This window comes from Aminipila luticellarii (genome assembly GCF_004103735.1).
GTDB classification, from domain to species: domain Bacteria; phylum Bacillota; class Clostridia; order Peptostreptococcales; family Anaerovoracaceae; genus Aminipila; species Aminipila luticellarii.
The window spans coordinates 2,026,487-2,047,271 of the sequence record NZ_CP035281.1 but is presented as its reverse complement, the minus strand read 5'-3'; the positions used below and the strand labels follow the sequence as shown (position 1 = coordinate 2,047,271).

Genomic DNA, 20,785 nt, shown 5'->3' with positions numbered 1-20,785 from the left:
TCTACTTTTTATTTTACATGACCTTAAAATATCTGTCCAACTTATTGTAGCCTATCCATATCAATCCCCATAAACATGGAGCTGAGCACAAGCGAACTAAATCGCTTGTACTCAGCTTTGTTAATTTTTGTTTCACATTAAGGGAAATAATGTTAAAATTAATACATACAGAATGCTATAAGGGGGACATATACATGAATTGGTTTCAGAAAAAATTTAACAGAGAATTACACGATCCGGTAAAAGAGGCAAAGGATTTTATCAAATATATTGGTCCGGGACTGCTGGTAACGGTAGGCTTTATCGACCCCGGAAATTGGGCTTCTAATCTGGCAGCGGGTTCAGACTATGGCTACAAGCTTCTCTGGATGGTCACGCTTTCCACCATTATGCTGATCTTACTGCAGCATAACGTTGCTCATCTGGGGATTGTTACCGGGGACTGCCTTTCAGAGGCCACTGCAAAGCATCTCAAACCCGCCCTTTCAAAGATTTTGCTGTCTACCGCAGTACTGGCTTCGATTTCTACAGCTCTGGCGGAAATCTTGGGAGGAGCTATCGCTCTGGAATTGCTGTTTAAAATTCCTATCAGGCTGGGGTCTTTGATTGTTGCCGGTTTTGTTACCTGGATGCTGTTTTCCAGCTCCTATAAGCGGCTGGAAAAGTGGATCATTGGTTTTGTTTCCATTATAGGGGTTTCCTTTATATATGAGCTCAGCATTGTCCACGTCAACTGGGGGGAAGCCGCAGCAAGCTTTGTGACTCCCAGTATGCCCGCCAACTCCATGCCCATCATTATGGCAGTTTTGGGGGCTGTAGTCATGCCCCATAATTTGTTTCTGCATTCCGAAATTATTCAGAGCCGCGAATGGAACAAGGAGGACGACGCTGTCATAAAAAAACAATTGAAATATGAATTTGGAGACACGTTGATTTCTATGCTTATCGGCTGGGCCATCAACAGTGCCATGATCATTCTGGCGGCGGCGGCCTTTCATGCAAAAAATATTCAGGTCAGTGAGCTTGGACAGGCACAACAGTTACTTCAACCCTTGCTTGGACAGGCTTCTGCTGTCATATTCGGCATAGCGCTTTTAATGGCAGGCCTGGCTTCGACGACAACGGCAGGAATGGCAGGAGGCAGCATTATTGCGGGAATGTTTCAGGAACCCTATGACATCAAGGATCTTCATACGAAGGTAGGTGTGGGAGGAATTTTCGCAGTTGCCACAGCAGCCATTTTTTTAATCTCAGATCCCTTTAAAGGGCTGATTTATTCTCAGATGCTGTTGAGTATCCAGTTGCCCATCACGGTGTTTCTGCAAATATATCTGACGTCCTCTGCCAAGGTGATGGGAAAATACAAAAATACTTGGCTGGATAAGATCCTTCTTGGAATAATAGGAATTGTGGTCTCGATATTGAATATTATGCTGCTGATCAGTCTGGTATAGAAAATAAAAAAACATGGAGCTGAGCACAAGCGAATAAAATCGCTTGTGCTCAGCTCTTTTTGTCGTTTTCTGTCGTTTTTTATACTATATCGCAATCAAATTAACTTTTTAAACAATCAAATAGTTGAGTTCGACCTAAGTAAATCATATGATACAGTAAAATAGTAATTATTTCTTATGCATCATGAACAGGAGGTTTGAGATGTTAAACGAAAGACTTCAAAGAATGAAAAATAAATATTTTGATACCACTCCAAGTATTACTGCGGAGAGACTGGTACTGGCAACAGAGGCGCACAAAAAATTTGCGGGTGATGCCATTCCAATTTTTAGAGCAAGGATTGCGCAATATGTCATGGAAAATATGACGACCTTGGTTCTTGCGGATGAGCTGATTGTGGGAACCCCAACTAACGAATATCGGGGAGCCAATTTATTTCCGGAGTACACATCCAGTTCATGGCTGATAGAAGATATAGATGATTTTCCAGTCAGAAAGACCGATCCGTATAACATTAAGCCAGAAGATCGGGAGACTATTCTGGAAACCTTGAAGTATTGGAAAGGCAGAGCGCTTGAAGACCTAGCTCCTGAAATCCTTCCGGATTATATCGAAAATGCAAGGCAAAAGGATTTGATTTCTGTGGGATGCAGAAACGGCGTATCGGGAGAAACCACGCCTAATCACAAAAAATTCTTGAACTTAGGACTAAGAGGCTTTATCGCAGAATGCCGGGAGAATATTGACAGAGTCAAGGGCGGAACGAAAGAGAAGCAGGAGCAGGTGGATTTCTGGAAAGCCTGTATCATCATTTGCGAAGGCATGATCACGTATGCACACCGTATGGCGGAGGAAGCCGAAAAACAAGCCGGAGCGTGCACGGATCAAAAGAGGAAAGCAGAATTGATGCAGATTGCGGAAAATTGCAGAGTTGTTCCGGAAAATCCGCCTCAAAGCTTCCATCAGGCTGTGCAGATGATCTGGTTCATTCAGGTTGCCTTCCATATTGAAGCACCTACCACGGCGTGCGGATTCGGCAGATTCGACCAATATATGTATCCGTTCTATCAAGCAGATCTTGAAGCCGGAAAAATAACGGAAGCAGAAGCACTGGAATTAATTGAATGCTTCTATTTGAAGTGCTGCGAGGTATATGAGGTCAGAGACCGATGGTATTCCAAATCCTTTGCGGGCTATCCAATGTGGGAAATTCTGATGGTCGGCGGACAGACTACGGACGGAAAAGACGCAACAAATGATTTGTCCTATCTGTGTCTGGAAGCGGGATCTGATCTTCAGACGACCCAACCGGTTCTCGCAGTCAGAGTACATGAGGGAACGCCGGAAAAACTTTTCCGAAAGGGTGCGGAAATGATGCAGGCGGGAATGGCAAACCCCGGATTCTTTAATGACGATGCAGCGATTCCAATGGTCCTGGGAAAGGGCTGCACCATGGAAGAAGCCAGAGATTGGAACATTGTAGGCTGCATACAGCCGGCACCCGGAGGCGGAACTACAGACAGCTCTCCCGACGCGGGATATGTAAATGCGCCGAAGGTATTAGAGCTGGTGCTCCATAACGGAAGAGATCCAAAGACCGGTGAACAGCTGGGTCTTCAAACAGGAGAGGCAAAGGATTTTAAAGACGTCAAAGAATTGACAGAAGCCGTTAAAAAACAACTTATTTACTTCTATCAGATGATTAAGGACGGATACGATTTAATGGTTCCTTACCACATGCTGAGGCTGCCGGTCATCTTTGCTTCCATGGCAGTGGATGGCTGCGTTGAATTAGGAAAATCAGTTCAGGAAGGCGGAGCAAAATACAGTACAGCTGGAATGTTCATTACCGGAGCGGCAAATCTGGCAGACTCATTGGTTGCTATAGAAGAAGTGGTATACAAAGATAAAACTATTTCCATGGATGAATTAATTACAGCTTTGGATAATAATTTCCAAGGCAATGAGAGATTGAGACAATTATTGATCAATAAACCGCCTAAATTTGGTAATGACAACGAGTATGTGGATGGCGTTGCCAGAGATATTCTGGGATTTGTTGCCGAAACCGTACAGCAGTGGGAAGACTCCAGACACGGACATTATTCCTTCTGCAATTTGTCCCAGACGGTAAATATTTCCCATGGTGAAGTATGCGGAGCTACTCCGGACGGAAGACTGGCAGGTCAGCCATATTGCGATAATTCCTCTCCGACTATGGGCAGAGATATATGCGGTCCTACGGCAACGGTGAAATCGGTAGCGGCAATCGATCAGAAAAAATTCCATGACGGAGCTCTGTTCAATATACGGTTTGATCCCAAAGGAATTTCCGGAGAAAAGGGACTCCAGACGATTGAAGGTGTGATAAAAACGTATTTTAAACACGGCGGAGAGCATATCCAGATTAATGTGGTGGATGATGAGACTTTGAGAAAAGCACAGGAAAAGCCGGAAGATTATAAAGGACTGATGGTCAGAGTGGCCGGATATATGGCGTACTTTACAGAACTGGATAAGGCGGCACAGGACACGATTATCGACAGAACAGCTCACTTGAAAATTAGCTAGCAAGGAGAAAGTATGAAAAAAGAATCTTTATCTGTATTGGTAGGAGGCATTCAAAAGTTTTCAACGGAGGATGGACCGGGAATCCGAACCACGGTTTTTTTAAAGGGATGTCCGCTGAATTGCGTATGGTGCCACAATCCTGAGCTGATTAGCTTTGAGCAGGAGGTCATCGAATCTCCCAACAGCTGTATCCAATGTGGTTATTGTATCCCTGCCTGCCCGGACAAAGCCATTTACCTCGATGAGCAAGGTCGTATCCGGATTAACAGAGAAGCCTGCAGCAAGTGTTTGACGTGTACGGAGGTCTGTTATTCCAAAGGCTTGCAGCCGGTAGCGACACATATGACGGTAGAAGAGGTGCTCTATCAGGTTGCACAGGATAAAGGCTTTTATGATCATACAAACGGAGGGCTGACCATAAGCGGAGGTGAGATGCTGTCTCACCCTCGCTTTGTGGAGGCTCTTGTGGATCAGGCCGCAGAGAAAGAAATCAACGTTTGCCTTGACACATCAGGCTTTGGTGATGGGAATGTGTTAGAAAAGCTGTCAAGAAAAGAAAACGTTGATTTTATTTTATATGACATGAAGTTCATGGATAATGAAAAACATGTAACGTATACGGGACAGGAAAATACGAAAATTCTGGAAAACCTATGCAGACTGACTCAAATACCTGAAGTCGTTGGAAAAATTGTAATGAGAATGCCTTTGATAAAAGGGATGAATGACAGCTGGGAGATGATGAAAAAGACAAGTGATTTCTATAAAAAAAATAACATAAAGAGTGTGACGTTACTTCCTTATCATGATTTGGGATTATCTAAAATGAATCGAATCGGAGGAGTTCAACAGAGATATGAACCGCCGTCGGAGGAATATGTTTTAGAAATTAAGAAGCTTTTTGAGGAAGAGGCAGCAATGGAAGTGGAGATTCTGGGGAAAATCTAATTACTTTGGAAAATCGAAATAATCGGATGTTTTAGATAAACATTGAAAGGAGAATACCAATGGGTAAGGATGGAATTCACGAAAGAGAGAACCTGGAGAGAGGCTTGAAAAGCCGACATCTCACTATGATAGCTATTGGAGGTACCATTGGTACCGGGCTGTTTCTGGCCATGGGCGGCACAATCCATGATGCAGGCCCCGGCGGTGCTGTTCTGGCTTATGCAATTATGGGCGTTGTCGTGTATTTTATGATGACGGCCTTAGGCGAAATCGCAACGGAACTTCCGGTGCCCGGAGCATTTACTGCCTACGCCGATCGCTTTATTGATCCGGCATGGGGTTTTATGAATGGGTGGTCGTATTGGTTCGGCTGTGCTATGACGGTAGCGGCAGAGTTGATTGCAGGCTCCATTATTATTAAGTACTGGTTTCCGGGCACAAATTCCTCGTTATGGGCCATGTTGTTTCTGGCAATCTTGATGGCTATTAATTTATTTTCAGTCAAGGGCTTCGGTGAAGCAGAGTATTGGTTTGCCGGTATAAAGGTAGTTGTAACCATTATTTTCTTAATTGTCGGGGTACTGATGATTGCGGGTATTATGGGCGTTGGCGGACATGAAGTGGAATTTTCAAACTGGGTCCTTGACGGCGGAGAAGCCGGAAAAGCTCCGTTCCCCAATGGTGCAGGCGGCGTGATTTTAGTTTTCCTGGTAGCCGCTTTCTCCTTCTCCAATACAGAAGTAATCGGATTGACGGCGGCCGAATCCGAGAATCCTTCCAAGGATGTTCCCAAGGCAATCAAAAGTGTATTTTGGAGAATTTTAATTTTTTACATTGGAGCAATTCTTGTCATCGCAACCTTAATTCCTTTTACGGAACCGACTTTGCTTGATGCAGCGGAAGATAACATTGCGGCATCACCGTTTACGATTGTATTCAAAAATGCCGGTTTTGCTGCGGCAGCTTCCCTTATGAACGCTGTTATTTTGACCTCCGTATTATCCTGCGGAAATGCCTCCTTGTATTGTGCATCGAGAACGATTCAGGTCATGGCTAAAAAGGGGGCGGCACCGAGCTATTTTGCAAAATTAAACAATAAAGGGGTGCCGGTGAGAGCAATCGTTTTAACCGGACTTATTGCCTCCTCTGCATTTATCGCTTCCCTTGTCGGCGATGGGGTTGCCTATACAGCTGCATACTATCTTTGCGGAGTTGCGGGGATAGTCAACTGGCTGACTATCAGTCTGGCTCATTATCGATTCAGAAAGGGCTGGATCAAACAGGGACATAGCTTAGATGAATTAAAATATAAAGCACCATGTTATCCGTATGGAACCTTGTTTTCCATTACAATCTGCACTTTCGTTTTGATTACATGTAATTATTGGGTATTCTCGGACTTTAGTTGGTTTAATTTTATTACCAGCTATGGGTTGATTCCTCTTGGATTTATCTTCTTCTTCGGATATAAAAAGAAAAAACACACAAAATGGGTAAGATATGAGGATATGGATTTCACACCGCCGGAAGGCGCAGACAGACATTCCATATCAGCCATTGAAATGGATTGATAAATAGGTATGATATTTTAAACGGCGGCTCGCAAGGAGCCGCCGCTTTTTCGGTATAATGGACAGCTGAGCTAGGATAGATGCTGTTGTATCCGGATGAATTGAATGCCCAGACCATTCAATGAAATATGAAGGTTTAGATCCTGTGTTACCTTTTCCGTATAGATTTCTAAAAAAGGTACGGTATATAAAAGTGCCGTTTTATGGTTGCTTAAGTTCAAGCTGTCGGGGAAATTCAGCTTTGACATATAATCAAAGAGATTGTTGTGATGGTCTATAGAATAACGGGATATCAGATAGTCTCCTGATAAATGGTTCAATATGAAATGAATATCCAGCTGATCATTAAAGCTATGCAGCACGTCCTGTGTTTCGTGAACCGTAGCATTTCTGGTACACAGCCTGTCTATTTCTTCATTATAATTAAAGACTACAATAAAGTAATCCGGATGTGTTCCGCAAGCGCGTATGACCGCGTAATGCTTTCCACGGCAGATGAGGGTGCCCCGCAGTATAGAAAGCAGCCAATAAGCATAATAGGAAGGCTTGGGTATGCCACCTGAGGTCAATATGGAAGGCATTCCCTTGAGAATGGTTTCTTTGTCTCCCAAATCTATGAGATTGATGGAAATCCGTTTATTTTGACCAAATAGGTTCTCTTTTAAAATGTGAATCCCATGGGCAGCCGAATCTAAACCAAATGACGTGAAGCCATTTAAAACCTCAGTAGATTTGACAGCTGTTTTGTATCCTTTTTGTTCCAGTTCGCGTTTCAGAATAAATACCGGACTGTCTGAACTGGAAGAGTTTGTTTTAATGGTGACTTCCTTACAATTAAAATTGGACAGATGATCATACAATCTTATCCCCAAGGTATCATAGCCCGCCGGTGTTAAGGCTATTTCAAATTCAGGCTCCAATGTGCGAAGCGGTTCAGCTGCTGCGTCCACAGAAATATCAAGGGATAGCTTCTGTACTTGATTGGTGTTTTTATCCTGTGAATTCATGGAAGATAAATTCTGTTTTATGATATGGATTGCTTGGTTGATTGGAATGATATCAAATTGTGTAGAACGAATATTGCTCGCCATGGGAGCATAGATTTTTCTGTGCTCTTCCGGTGTTTTTTTGAACCATTTTATAAAGTGGGTTTCATAAAATGCCGTGGTGGAAAAGCCCACCTCTCTGGCAATGGAAGCAATGGTCTTATCTGTATTCAGAAGATAGATTTCCGACCATTCCACCCGTGCAAAGCACAATAATTCCCGGAAGCTCATGCCGGTGAATTCTTTGATGAGGTGAGAAATGTAGTATTCGTTCAGGTTTTCCAGTTTGGCAAGATCCTTTAATGTAATTTTTTCTGAATGATTTTCGTAAATATAGTTTATGATCCTGCTCATCCTCTCCATAAGGACAGCGTTATTGTTCTTTACTTGGACAACCACTTGATCTTCAAAAGCAAATAAATTAAAATTGCTGTTGAGATATTGGATAAATTCTAACATAGAATGGATGCACTGCTGCTCATAGTTCCTGCTCTTTTTCAGGTAATCTAAAAGAATCATCAAGAGCATCTTTTTTAATTTATCATAGCGGGGATCATATTCTTTTGCCGTATACGTTCTATAACAGCTTTTACATAAATCGGGAACGTATTGCGTGAAGAACAGATTGCTGACTTGAATCACCGCAACTATATTTTCCCCAAGGCCTTCGTATATGGCATGAACCTCATGGCCATTGTTCGTAAAGATATCTCCTTCTTTCAGAGTATAGGTATAATACCCGTTTTTTAACTTGATTTCGCCCTTGAGGACAAAAACAAATTCAATGTCATAATGATAATGAATGGGATATTCTTTGAGGTTTCCAATACGGATATTCATTGGAAAATCATCGGGATAGAAGTTTTTCTCCAGTAACATAATGGCACTCCAATCTACTTCTTAAAACTGATTACTTTCATTATAACCGAAATGAGGGAAGATGTTGTGAGAAACGGAACGGTTTATTCGCAAACAAATCAATTTTTATCGCAAGCTTCTGGCTGCTTCTGAATCAAATGGAAATTATAATGGACATATGATAAAATAATTGGCGTACAGTGGAAAAGAATGTTTATTCTGTAGAACAAACAGGAAAATAAGGAGGCTGCTGAAAAACATGGAAATATTGAAGCAACAAAGAGTAAAATTGCCGGATGGCTCCTATATGCCTAAGTTAGGCCAAGGCACCTGGTTAATGGGAGAAGATGATTCCAACTATGAAAGGGAAATAAACGGTCTCAGGCATGGAATTGATATGGGAATGACCCTGATCGATACGGCTGAAATGTATGCAGACGGCAAAGCGGAAAATATCGTCGGCAATGCCATAAGAAACGTTGAAAGAAAAGATGTTTATCTGGTCAGCAAGGTCTACCCGAAGAACGCATGTAAAAAACATATTTACAGCAGTCTGGAACGCTCTCTCAAATTATTGGAAACGAATTATCTGGACTTATATCTTCTGCATTGGCGAGAAGATACCGACCTTTCTGAAATGGTATACTGCATGGAGGATTTGAAACAAAAAGGCAGAATTAAGCGGTGGGGCGTTTCAAATTTTGATGTGGAGGATATGGAAGATCTGTGGAAGGTACCGGATGGCAATCAATGCAGCACCAATCAAGTTTTATATAATCTGGGGACAAGGGGAATTGAGTATGATCTGCTTCACTGGCAAAGAGAACGGCAGATTCCTTTTATGGCATACAGCCCGGTAGGCCAGGCAGGAGGCTTGACCACCCAAGACGGCATATCAAAAGCCATACTGATGAAGGATCAAAATGTTTGCCAGGTAGCAAAAAAGCATGGGATTTCAGTAGTTCAGCTGCTACTTGCCTTTGTCTTAAGGCTGGAGGATATGGTTGCCATTCCAAAGGCGGTGGGAGTAGAGCACATAGAGGAAAATGCGGCGGCAAGCCGTATCATCCTGACGGAGGAGGATCTGGAGCAGCTTTCCAAATCCTTTCCGGCACCAACAGAAAAAATAGATATGGAAAAATATTAAAGCAAAGTAAAAGCAAAAGTAAAATTAGTTGAAATTTTTCTTCATCAATGGTAATATGAACTATAAGCTTGATATTGAAGGGTGATGGAGTTCGCCTTTGAAGTCCTGCGTGCCCAGATGTGGTATGCAGGATCGCAAAAACGCTTTTTAGCTGATGACTCCTACAGGTGTATTTCACTATGTAGGAGTTTTTTTTTATTCAATAGGAAACGATATTTCCTATTGAATAAAAAGGGAAGGAATCCGATGGAATGGACATGTATTTAATGAGAATTGTTGTAAATGAGTAACAGCATGAAAAACGGGAGCAGACCTTTAAGACGGTATTGAATTATTTGTGGGAGCATGAAATACCCGGTGTCACTATGCGAAGGGGAAACGCCGGAATAGATGAACAGGGCAGTATCCAGTATGATATATTGGAAGACGCCTATTTTAATAATTTACCCATCATCATAGAGACAGTCATTCCTAAAGAATTGGCTGACAAAGTGAAAGGAGGACTGAAATCACTGATGAAGCACGGACAGATCAGTATAACAAAAGGCTTGGAGGAAGATGAAATACAGGAGCACGAATATTTTGTCATAAAGGTATATACCAGAGAAAATAAGAAGAAATTGCTGAAAAAGGATGAGTATGAAAAAATATTGACCTTCCTGCAAGAGAAGAATGTTCTCTGGGCTACGGTAACCAAAGGCATAGCCGGTTATGGAAGGGATCATGTCATATATAGCCAGCATCTGTTTCCTTTGAGCGAAAATCTGCCGCTTGTGATAGAGTGTATGGTGGAGAGAGAGCAGCTTTCAGGAATACTGGAAGAGTTAAAACAAATTGTAACGGATGGGGTAATCTTTACCCTTCCGGTTCAGGTAATACTTAACAGATAATGGACTTTAGGAGAATAAAATGTATTATTTATATATTGCTGTATTTGGAGCAATTGGTGCTGCTGCCCGGTATTGGATAAGCATAACCTTTGAAACAGGGGACTTCCCATATGACATCTTGTGTATTAATATTTTGGGGAGTTTTCTTTTGGCAATCACCCTAAGATATTTAGCCACGGTTTCAAGGTTTTCCCATTCCCTTATTACCGGCATAGGGATCGGATTGATCGGTTCTTTTACCACATTTTCAACGTTTAGTGCACAGGTTATGGATCTGCTTCTGAGAGAACAGTATATAACGGCAGCTGCTTATATCTTGTCCAACCTGATAGGAGGATTTTTGTCAGCTGCTTTAGGCGTTTACGTCAGCAATAGGCTGATAACCCGAAAGGAGTTGAAAGAAAATGCTTGAATCCCTGATAGTCATGATAGGCGGCTCCTTCGGAGCGGTATGCAGATTTGCAGTATCTTCTTTTATTAAAAAGGCTTTTTCTACAGAATTTCCCATATCCACCCTGTTTATTAATGTGGCGGGCTGCTTTTTAATGGGCGGCTTATTGGCCTCTCATCCGGGCAATTTAGATCAGCTGCTGCTTGGAACCGGATTCCTTGGAGGTTTTACTACATTTTCCACCTTTGAGATGGAAAACGTTACGTTATTTCAGCAGAAGGAATATGGGAAACTCTCAGTATATGTACTGTGCTCCTGTGTAATATCTGTTTTTGCAGTTTTCTTGGGAGCTTATGCGGGACATGCTTTTTACAGTTCCCGCATATAGAAGAAGGTCTGCAACAGGTTCAGCGTTCCAAAGCCCCATTGGGGATTGGGATAATCCATGACGTCGGTACGCTGGCACCCCCGAATCAGATAAGCCCGGATCAGGGGAGTACTGAACCCTAAATCATTGCTTTCCACAATTCCCCATTGAAGCATGAGGGCGCAGGCTCCCGCCGTGATGGCCGCTGCCACACTGGTGCCATCCATGGTGCCATAACCGGTTGGATAGAAGCCGCCTACCTGATATCCCGGAGCCACAAAATCCGGCAAATCCAGCGGCAATATAGTAGAGCCCCAAGAAGAATTCGGATACAGGCTGTTTCGAAAACTGTTGTAGGCGCCGCAGTGTACACCACCGGGAGCATTGGCCGGAGAGGTAATGGTGTTATAAGGAGTAGAGGATAAAAATTCCACGGTGGGAGAAACAAAGCCTGTTAAAGGTAACCAGGCATTGAGACTGCCGTTCAGTACGATGTCCCCATACGCCGTGATTGTCCATATACCCGGAGTGGCATCCAGAATTCGGATGATCGTGATTTGATCTCCGCTTCCCTCCAGTGGGTAGTAATAGGATACGGTGACCTGCGAGCGTTCCAGCACGAGCTGAGAATTAAAGGTATATCCGGATATGGGAGTGACTCGATTTACCAGTTCGCCTGTTGGGGAGCGGACCGATACGGAAATCCGGTCGCTGATTGTGTTCCCTATGAGAACAAATATATCTCCTGCATTTTCTCCTACCATGATATCAATGTTTTGAGGAGCTCCGTCCGAGGAAAATTGCTGAGAAAAGTGATGCCTTGCTTGGCTTTCATTGCCGACAGCAATACATAAGCAAACCCCCGGGTTGTTGGAAATATTATATAAGTATTCCGCAAAAATACCATAGCCGTCGTGGCTGTCATAATTGGAGCCGAGACCGATACAGATGACCACCGGCCGGTTCAGTTTTTCCGCTTTCTGCAAAATGTATTCAACGCCCAGCATAACAGCAGTAGCCGAAAAGGCATTTTCCTGTTCCTCCGGTACACAAAATCGGTCCAGATAAAAAGGGTACGATTTTTTTAGCTTCACCATAATGATTTCTGAATCAGGAGCGGCACCTGTGAAATTGTCAGCGGGCCGTCCCGCAGCAATAGAAGCCAGAAAGGTACCGTGACCTGCGGTATCCATATGGGGAACTACCTCGTATGGAGTATCGGAAGATAAAGCCGTCTGAATATTTTCATTGGTATATTCAGTTCCTAGGGGAAAGCCTTCCGGAGGATTTCCCGGAATACTTTGGTCATATATAAACCGGATCTTGCTCCGCCCGTCCTCATATCGAAAAGCAGGCTGTGTATAGTCGATACCGGTATCCACAAATCCGATTAAGACATTTGACCCGTTCAGGTTTAAGTATGGCTGCTGCTGGACCTGAATGATGCCGGCAGCTTCCAGACTTGCGCGGTCCAGAAGACCCAGAATGGTGGGAACGGTATTGATGTAATCGCTCCCCACATACTCCATCATCTCCAGATAATCTTCCGTTTTTGCATAACAGATAAAATACATGCCAATGGAGTGTGCTGCGATCAGTCCGGGATGCGCCAGTATCTGCGGCGCATAGGAAGCACTTTTTCGGATCATAAAATCCACGACATCCGGAGAAAATAGGATATCCTCATTCAAATAAAATACACCTCCTGCTTTCAGCCTGTCGGCTGATGCTTAGCATGATTCAGACTTGACGCATGTAGACAAAGGATTGCATCAAGTCCAGTGTGCCAAAACCCCATTGCACATTCGGATATTGTATGGTATCACTGCGCCGGCAGCCTCGAATCAGGTAAGCTCGGATTGCAGTGGTGTTAAACCCTGAATCATTACCGTCTACAATCCCCCATTGAAGCATCAAGGCACAGGCTCCCGCCGTAATGGCAGCAGATACGCTGGTACCGTTCATCGTGCCATATCCCGTAGGAAAGAATCCGCCCACCTGATATCCCGGTGCCACAAAATCCGGTACATCCTGCGAATGTCTGGTTGGCCCCCAGGAAGAATTCGGATAAAGGCTGTTATTGAAGCTGTTATAAGCTCCGCAGCGTATAGGACCCAGATTGATGGCAGGCGACGTGATGGTGGTATAAGGGGTATAGGATAAAAATTCCACAGTAGGGGAAACAAAACCGGTCAGCGGCAGCCATGCGTTAATTTGACCGTCTATAATAATGTCCCCATAGACGATAATGGTCCACACGCCGGGAGTGGCGTTTCGTATTCTTACTATAGTAGCTTGATTTCCGCTGCCTCCCACCGGAAAATAGTAGGACACGCTGACCTCGGAGCGTTCTAGGATCAGCTGAGTCGTAGAAGTCCGCCCCGCTTTGGCGGGAACACGGCTTATCAGTTCCCCAGTAGGCGAGCGGACGGAAACAGAAATTCTGTCACTATATTTATTCATAATAATAACAAAAATATCTCCTGCATTTTCCCCCACTCTTATGTCAATATTGACAGGTGCCTCATTTGGCGTGATCTGCTGAAAAAAGTGGTGCCTTGCCTGGCTCTCATTTCCAACTGAGATACAAGTACAGACGCCCGGTATACTGCAAGTATTGAATAAATAATCCTCTAAAAGAGATTCTCCGTCATGACTGTCGTAATTGGAGCCGATGCCAATGCATAAAACTACAGGGCGATTCAATTCCTCCGCTTTTTGCAAGATGTACTCCACACCGAGCATGACAGAGGTAGAGGAAAAGGCATTTTCCTGCTCCGGCGGAACGTAGTAATGATCCAGATAAAAGGGATAGGATTTTTTCAATTTTACCATGATAATTTCAGAGTCAGGGGCAGCCCCGATATAGTCCTCAACAGGACGTCCGGCAGCTACGGAAGCTAAAAATGTGCCGTGCCCTGCTGTGTCCACATGCGGCACCACTTCCTGCGGATTATCTGCTGACAGTGCCGCATTGATCTGTTCGTTGGTATATTCGGTTCCCAGAGGGAATCCGACAGGCGGTGTGCCCGGAATACTCTGATCATAAATAAATTTAATTTTACTGGTTCCATCCTCATATTTAAATACAGACTGCGTATAGTCAATACCGGTGTCCACAAAACCAATCAGTACATTGTTGCCCCTCAGATTCAGATACGGCTGCTCTTGAACCTGTATAATGCCGGAATCCTCCAAAGCGGGCTGCTGTGTAAGCCCAAAAACATTTGAAATACTATTTATAAAATCAGAACCCATATAATAAACCATATCGGGGAAATCATTTACGTATACATAGCAGATGACATAAAGACCTGCAACGGTGTGACTGGCGATTAGTTTGGGATTCGATAGTATCAAGGGTGCGTAATAAGCATCTTTTCTTATGGTGAAGTCAACAATATCTGATGAAAATAAAATATCATCCGGGATAAGAATGCACCTCCCTTTTGACTGTTTGGGCAAAAATAATATACTTCAAATATATGCATCTTATTTATATGGAATACATTGTATTCTGCATATTAAAAATTTTTGCAAATATATTTAATTTATTGACAATTTCATTCTTCAAATGTAGAATGAAATTAATAGTTATTCTTCAAATGTAGAAAGAAGTGAGAATATGAGTAATACAAGAAGGCGTCTGCCTGATTCGGAGCTGGAGATCATGATGATTATATGGGAAGCGAAGGAACCCGTTACTTCCGCCTATGTCAGCGAAAAACTTAAGGATAAAAAGCAATGGAAGATTACGTCCATTCTGACTTTTCTGGCTCGGCTTGCAGAAAAAGGATTTATTACGAGTAAACGGGAGGGTAAAAACAATGTGTATGCTGCTGTAATCAGTGAACAGGAATATCTTGAAAATGAGGGAAAAACTTTTTTAGAAAAATTGTACGGCAACTCCCTTACAAGTTTTGTCGCATCTCTTTATAAAGTCAATGCCATAAACGATGAAGATCTTACGGAATTACAGCAATTTATTGATAAAACAACAAAGGGGGACTGACCTTATGATAGAGAATCTATTTTGGAATACGATCAGGGTATCCGTTACCACATCTGCGGTTATCGTGCTTTTGCTGCTTTTGCAGCCTCTGATTCACAGACACTACAATGCTAAATGGCGATATTTCGTATGGCTTATTTTGGCCGTCCGGCTGCTGATTCCATTCAGTCCGTCATTACCTCAGACACCTGTACCGATCATGCAGATACCCCAGCAGGTAGAATTTAAACTGCCGGTACAAAACAACATGGATTCCCCGCCCAAGAACGATCCGACTGATGTGGGGAAGGGGGAAGAAAATACTGCAATATCCCCTTCCGTATCCTCTCCAATACCAAATAAAATGAGTCTAGGTGAAAAGGCCTGCACGGTATGGGTTCTGGGTATGAGCTTTTTTCTGCTCTACCATTTAACCGGATATTTTATATTAAAAAAATCCATTGTACGATTTTCAAAAACAGTTGAAGAGGAACACACGGCAGAACTTTGGCGTGAAGTAAAGAAAGAAATGAATAGGGAACGAAATATTCCATTACTGATTTATAAGAAAGGGCAGAGCCCTATGATAACCGGATTTTTCAGACCGGTTCTTCTCTTACCAGATGTACCATATGGAGATGAAGAATTAAAGCTTATTCTCAAGCATGAGCTGATTCATTACAAACGAAAAGATATCTGGTATAAGCTGCTGCTGGTATGTGCCAACGCAATGCACTGGTTCAATCCGCTGGTCTATCTCATGAGAGGGGTATCCAATAGGGATATTGAAATGGTCTGTGATTCGGAACTGATCAAGGGTTCGGACAGCACTTTCAGAAAACAGTACAGTGAAGCCATCTTATCAGCTATTCACCGGGAGAATCATTGCAAGACTGCATTTTCTACTGATTTTTACGGGGGTAAGAGGACAATGAAGGAAAGGCTTACAAACATTTTTGATAGGAATAAAAAACGAAAAGGAGTACTCGCCTTATGTGCAGTTGTTCTCCTCACAGGTATTTCCGGAGCATCCGTGGCTTACGGTGTTGACAGCGGCAAGGAAGGAAAGGAAATTGACAATATTGCTCTGTTGGATGCCGGAACTTCAAATGATCTGCAGCAGGGTAAATGGATCCTTTCTTATGGAGATGGAGATTCTGCCATAGTGCCTCTGGAGCCGGATACAGATAATCCGTCTGCTTATTTGGAGGATAAGGCGGTGTACATATCAGATGAAGTGACCGCAGTGGCGTATAGCGGCGGGGCGGGTGAGAAATCCCCTGTGTCCGTATTGATCAGCAGGGACAAGGGACAAAATTGGGAAAAATATGATCTGCCGGGCATAAAAGCGTACGATTACCCGTATAAATATATCGGTTTTTCTACCCAAAAGGACGGCTGGATGCTGTTAGCGGGAGACGTTGCCATGGGTCGGCAGCAAAACCGGATTTTTCAGACATCAGACAGCGGAAAGACGTGGACAGAAATCGGAAATACAAACGGCGTTTATGAGCGTGTTGTAACCGGAGCAGGCTTTGTCAACGAAAATGTCGGCTTTGTTTCATTCCGATATGATATGGACACCAATCCTGTAGTATACCGTACCGAAAACAAGGGAAAGACTTGGACAAAATGCTCTTTGGAAATCCCGGGATCCTTTAGGGATATTACCTCCTATGCCACAGCATTGGCACCTGTTTTTAAGGGAGCCAAGGGTGTTCTTCCTGTTACCTTCCGCAATAATGACTGGAAGGGCGATCCTGTAGATGTAACCGTGCGGTATGAAACTTCTGATTACGGGAAAACATGGAAATTTAACGAGAAGTATAACCTTGCTTTGATTTGGGGGAATGCCTGGGTCACCAGGGACGGAAGGGCACGTTATGAGATCATGGACAGTAAAATGCAGGAGGATTTTCGCAGTCAACAGTTTTCACCGGATAATTTTGTAATCCGCTGGTCCAGCCCGTGGGTAGAACGTTATGATGTGGCTCTGGACGGGGAACAGGCAGTCATTACCTATTGGTATACCGATTCTACGCAGGCGACCTACAAGGGCGTTGAACGCCTTACCTTTACAGAGGAAAACAGCCGGGGCGTTATAAAGGACTGCCGGACAGAAGTAGATATGGAGGAATATGCAGATATATCTAATTGGAAATCTGTGGATACCGGATTATATACTTTTTCCGTTCCGGACGAATGGGGCGTAAACGTTACCTCCAGCGATTCGGTTCGCTTTATCTATGAAGCGAATGGTCAGCAGGTTGGAACCCTGTCCACTTTAGGCTATGATCCGTCAAGACCTTTCTCTCAGTTAGAAGGGAATCATGCGCAGACTTTGAGCACAGAAAAATTAAAAGACTGTAAATATCCCGCAACGAAAGTAATAATTCGAAAAACCCTTCCCGCGGCGGCAAAGGATGATTCCTATGAGGATGAACTGCATATTTATTTGATCCCTCAGAACAGCAAGCTTGCTTATGACTTGTGCTTTGATGCTTCCTGGGGAAATGCCAAGGCTGTTGAGGTGGCCAAAAGCATGGAGATACAGGAAAGTCCTGATAAATTTTATCAGCTTGCTTGTCTGGAACAGGGACGCACATGGCTGTCGGCAGCAAAGCTGCAGGAGGGAATGTTTTCCGATATGAGTCTTTCTGCAAATGGGAAGATAAAGCATTTTTCATGGGAGACCTACAGTAATCCTACGTTCCTGCCGGAGCTTACTTATGCGGACGTTGATGGAGATGGAAAGAGCGAACTTCTTGTTATTTTATGCAAGGGAGAAGGCACCGGTTTCCTGGAAGAGGAGATTCATGTTTTGAATCCGGAGGACTTATCGGAGATTGCAGTTGAAAATCCGCTGACAGCCCTTTCGAATCGCATGGTATCCAAAATAGATCAAAACGGAGTAAAAATTCAGGTGGATAAAGGAGAACCCCTTGTATTTTCTGAAAAAGATATTACTGCAAAGGTGGCGGAAAGAAAAAGCTGGTTCAACAAGCTGGAAACCGGAAATATCGTAGACTATTCCGTTCAGGGAAATGCCGTAATGGTGTCCGTAGAAGCACAGCTTTCCCCCGTAGGATATTTGGGCAGCTTTAACTTGACCTATGAATACAAGAATAACAAGCTGAAGGTAAAGGATATCCGTTTTTCTTCAAGACTATAATATAGCCATTACCATATTTGCTATTCTCAGCAGACCGAAAAATAAAGCCACAAGAACAAAGTTATAGTATATAATACGTTATGTAACGGATAAAGACAGTAAGTTATTAGCAATGCCAAAATGAGTAAAATAAAACATAAAATGAAAATTGCCTTGCTGCCGCTAAAAAAACGAGTACCATATAGGAATAGCTTCCTGTATGGTACTCGTTTTGTTACGCAAGCCCCAGAAGAGTTACTCCCTGTGCCACGATAAAGCACAGGAGGATTCCGGTAAGTGTGGGAACCAGAAAAGCAATACCGGTCCACTTCCAGCTCTGTGTTTCTTTCCGTATGGTCAATAGTGTCGTAGCACAAGGCCAGTGATTCAGTGAAAACAGCATCATACAGACTGCTGTCAGCCAGGTCCATCCGTTGTCAATAAATAAGTCCTTCATCTGGCTCAAGCTTTCCAATTCCAGCATGGAACCCTTCGCCATATAACTCATAATTAAAATCGGTATGACGATTTCATTGGCAGGCAAGCCTAAAATAAAGGCCATCAGGATGTAACCGTCCATCCCCAGCAGCTTTGCAAATGGGTCTAAAAACAAGGCGCAATGGGTCAGCAGGCTTCCGTCTGCGATTGTAATATTTGCCATTATCCAAATGACCACTCCGGCCGGAGCAGCCACCATAACGGCGCGGCCCAATACGAACAAGGTTCGGTCAAAAATGGAACGGACAATGATTTTGATGATCTGCGGTCTTCTGTACGGCGGCAATTCTAAAGTGAAGGAAGAGGGCAGCCCCTTTAAAATCGTTTTTGATAATAATCGGGATATGAAGAGCGTAATGAAGACGCCTAATACGATCACAGCCAATATGCACAAGGTCGCGGCCAGAGAGCGGAACCGGCCGGCACCGCCGGCGATGAATAGGCTGGAAAGCGCGATCAGCATAGGAAATCTGCCGTTACAGGGAACAAAATTGTTGGTGATAATGGCAATTAACCGCTCTCTTGGGGAGTCAATAATTCTGCAGGCAATGATACCGGCCGCATTGCATCCGAACCCCATGCACATGGTCAGAGCTTGCTTTCCATGGGCACAAGCCTTCTTAAAGCAGTAATCCAAATTAAACGCAATCCTTGGAAGGTATCCCAAATCCTCCATGAGTGTGAACAGCGGAAAGAAAATAGCCATGGGCGGGAGCATAACAGATATGACCCAGGATAAGGTTCGGTACATTCCTAATACGACAATATCATAAACCCAGTGGGGAGCATGAATCCACAGGAGAAAACCGGACAGCTGTACTTCGAGCTTGGCGAAAAGTTCGGACAGCAGAGCGGAAGGGTAGTTGGCGCCGATTATGGTAATCCAGAAAACGACCCCCAAAAGTCCGATCATAATGGGAATGCCAAATATTCGCGAGGTCAAGATACGGTCAATATTGCGGTCCCGCTGATTATAATTCTTGTTTTCCACACAGACCACTTCCTTGCAGATACCTTCTGCAGCCGTTACAATGGAGGAAACGACCCGCTCCTGCAAATCCTTTGTTGTGATCTGGTAGTCCTCCAGTTTATCAGAAGCAGTCTTCAATTTATCCTGCAACAGAAGGGTCTTGGACAGATCCAGCTGGAGATGATCCCGGATAGACTGGAGAAGCTGGTTATCGGCATCGATGAGACGCAGGGACGCCCATCTGCTGTTCATTTGATTTCCTGTAAGCTCCTGAACACACGGTACCAATTCCTTCAATACTTCTTCCAGCTTCGGATCGTATTGAATCCTTACAGGGGATGTATGAATTTCCTCGTGTGCAACCTTTTCAATTGCTTCCTTAAGCTTCTCCAGTCCTTTCCCGCTTCGCGCGGAAGTGCCCACTACGGGAACGCGTAAAATACTGGACAGCTTGCTCAAATGAATCGTGATCGCTTTCTTTTTGGCTTCATCTAGCAGGTTTACGCAGACGACCACCTTGCTGGTGATTTCTAAGATTTGCAGAACTAAATTCAGATTTCTTTCTAAACAGGTAGCATCTGTTACTACCACGGTCACATCGGGTCTGCCGAAACAGATAAAATCTCTCGCGACCTGCTCTTCCACCGAATTGGATAATAAGGAATAGGTTCCGGGAAGATCGACCAGAACATATCTTTTCTCTTTGTATATGTACTTTCCCTGTGCATTCGTTACCGTTTTGCCGGGCCAATTTCCCGTATGCTGGTTCAGTCCGGTAAAGCTGTTGAATAAAGTACTTTTTCCTGTATTCGGATTTCCTGCAAGTGCGACTACAATATCCTCCGGTGATTCCAGTTGAATTTGAATCATTTCATTTAGGGCGCCGCTGCCTGTGGATTGTTTTGTCAGTCCCATTTAACCTCTCCTCTAT

The 20,785-nt window shown here is 43.7% G+C and carries 14 protein-coding genes, 1 pseudogene and 1 riboswitch; of the genes and pseudogenes, 11 read left to right on the top strand and 4 right to left on the bottom strand.

Annotation, left to right across the window (positions count from 1 at the left end; all coding sequences use genetic code 11):
* Positions 1 to 194: 194 nt before the first annotated feature.
* The 4 genes from EQM06_RS09445 (at position 195) to EQM06_RS09430 (ending at position 6,545) form a co-directional block, all read left to right on the top strand.
* Positions 195 to 1,454, top strand: coding sequence for an Nramp family divalent metal transporter (locus EQM06_RS09445; protein WP_128746200.1), 1,260 nt, complete (start codon positions 195 to 197; stop codon positions 1,452 to 1,454).
* Between the two features lie 202 nt (positions 1,455 to 1,656).
* Positions 1,657 to 4,026, top strand: a complete 2,370-nt coding sequence (locus EQM06_RS09440) for a glycyl radical protein (RefSeq protein ID WP_128746199.1) — start codon at positions 1,657 to 1,659, stop codon at positions 4,024 to 4,026.
* Positions 4,027 to 4,038: 12 nt separating this feature from the next.
* Positions 4,039 to 4,974, top strand: a complete 936-nt coding sequence (locus EQM06_RS09435) for a glycyl-radical enzyme activating protein (RefSeq protein WP_128746198.1) — start codon at positions 4,039 to 4,041, stop codon at positions 4,972 to 4,974.
* Positions 4,975 to 5,033: 59 nt separating this feature from the next.
* Positions 5,034 to 6,545 (top strand): amino acid permease, encoded by a 1,512-nt coding sequence (locus tag EQM06_RS09430; protein WP_128746197.1) that lies wholly within the window; start codon positions 5,034 to 5,036, stop codon positions 6,543 to 6,545.
* Positions 6,546 to 6,616: 71 nt separating this feature from the next.
* On the opposite strand, the gene EQM06_RS09425 is transcribed toward EQM06_RS09430, so the two are convergent.
* Complete coding sequence (locus EQM06_RS09425) at positions 6,617 to 8,470, bottom strand: AraC family transcriptional regulator (protein ID WP_128746196.1); 1,854 nt, start codon at positions 8,468 to 8,470, stop codon at positions 6,617 to 6,619.
* A gap of 238 nt (positions 8,471 to 8,708) precedes the next feature.
* Here EQM06_RS09425 and EQM06_RS09420 point away from each other — a divergent pair, with 238 nt between their 5' ends.
* From EQM06_RS09420 to crcB (EQM06_RS09405), 5 genes and pseudogenes are all read left to right on the top strand, one after another.
* Positions 8,709 to 9,596 carry an aldo/keto reductase gene (locus tag EQM06_RS09420; protein WP_128746195.1) on the top strand — a complete coding sequence of 296 codons (888 nt, stop codon included), beginning with the start codon at positions 8,709 to 8,711 and terminating at the stop codon, positions 9,594 to 9,596.
* Positions 9,597 to 9,667: 71 nt separating this feature from the next.
* A riboswitch (Fluoride riboswitch) is annotated at positions 9,668 to 9,767 on the top strand.
* 140 nt (positions 9,768 to 9,907) lie between these two features.
* Positions 9,908 to 10,126: pseudogene (locus tag EQM06_RS13260) on the top strand (DUF190 domain-containing protein); the annotation flags it as partial.
* Positions 10,112 to 10,486, top strand: a complete 375-nt coding sequence (locus EQM06_RS09415; RefSeq protein ID WP_269140044.1) for a DUF190 domain-containing protein — start codon at positions 10,112 to 10,114, stop codon at positions 10,484 to 10,486. The pseudogene EQM06_RS13260 and the gene EQM06_RS09415, both read left to right, overlap by 15 nt.
* A 19-nt stretch (positions 10,487 to 10,505) precedes the next feature.
* Positions 10,506 to 10,898 (top strand): fluoride efflux transporter CrcB, encoded by a 393-nt coding sequence (gene crcB, locus EQM06_RS09410; RefSeq protein WP_128746193.1) that lies wholly within the window; start codon positions 10,506 to 10,508, stop codon positions 10,896 to 10,898.
* The gene (crcB, locus tag EQM06_RS09405; RefSeq protein WP_128746192.1) at positions 10,891 to 11,265 is read left to right on the top strand and encodes a fluoride efflux transporter CrcB; all 375 of its coding nucleotides are present in this window, start codon (positions 10,891 to 10,893) and stop codon (positions 11,263 to 11,265) included. The genes crcB (EQM06_RS09410) and crcB (EQM06_RS09405) overlap by 8 nt, the downstream gene beginning before the upstream one ends.
* Here the strand turns inward: crcB (EQM06_RS09405) and EQM06_RS09400 are convergent.
* Together EQM06_RS09400 and EQM06_RS09395 are read right to left on the bottom strand one after the other, a co-directional pair.
* Entirely contained in the window at positions 11,247 to 12,935 is a 1,689-nt protein-coding gene (locus EQM06_RS09400) for a S8 family peptidase (protein ID WP_230974951.1), read from the bottom strand. The two genes, crcB (EQM06_RS09405) and EQM06_RS09400, sit on opposite strands and share 19 nt — an antisense overlap.
* Before the next feature lie 49 nt (positions 12,936 to 12,984).
* The gene (locus EQM06_RS09395) at positions 12,985 to 14,709 is read right to left on the bottom strand and encodes a S8 family peptidase (protein ID WP_230974950.1); all 1,725 of its coding nucleotides are present in this window, start codon (positions 14,707 to 14,709) and stop codon (positions 12,985 to 12,987) included.
* A gap of 160 nt (positions 14,710 to 14,869) precedes the next feature.
* Here EQM06_RS09395 and EQM06_RS09390 point away from each other — a divergent pair, with 160 nt between their 5' ends.
* Both EQM06_RS09390 and EQM06_RS09385 read left to right on the top strand, forming a co-directional pair.
* Complete coding sequence (locus EQM06_RS09390; RefSeq protein ID WP_128746191.1) at positions 14,870 to 15,256, top strand: BlaI/MecI/CopY family transcriptional regulator; 387 nt, start codon at positions 14,870 to 14,872, stop codon at positions 15,254 to 15,256.
* A 4-nt stretch (positions 15,257 to 15,260) separates the two neighbouring features.
* Positions 15,261 to 18,407, top strand: coding sequence for a M56 family metallopeptidase (locus EQM06_RS09385; protein WP_164914419.1), 3,147 nt, complete (start codon positions 15,261 to 15,263; stop codon positions 18,405 to 18,407).
* Between the two features lie 214 nt (positions 18,408 to 18,621).
* Here the strand turns inward: EQM06_RS09385 and feoB are convergent, their stop codons facing one another.
* Positions 18,622 to 20,769 carry a ferrous iron transport protein B gene (gene feoB, locus EQM06_RS09380; RefSeq protein WP_128746189.1) on the bottom strand — a complete coding sequence of 716 codons (2,148 nt, stop codon included), beginning with the start codon at positions 20,767 to 20,769 and terminating at the stop codon, positions 18,622 to 18,624.
* Positions 20,770 to 20,785: the final 16 nt, after the last annotated feature.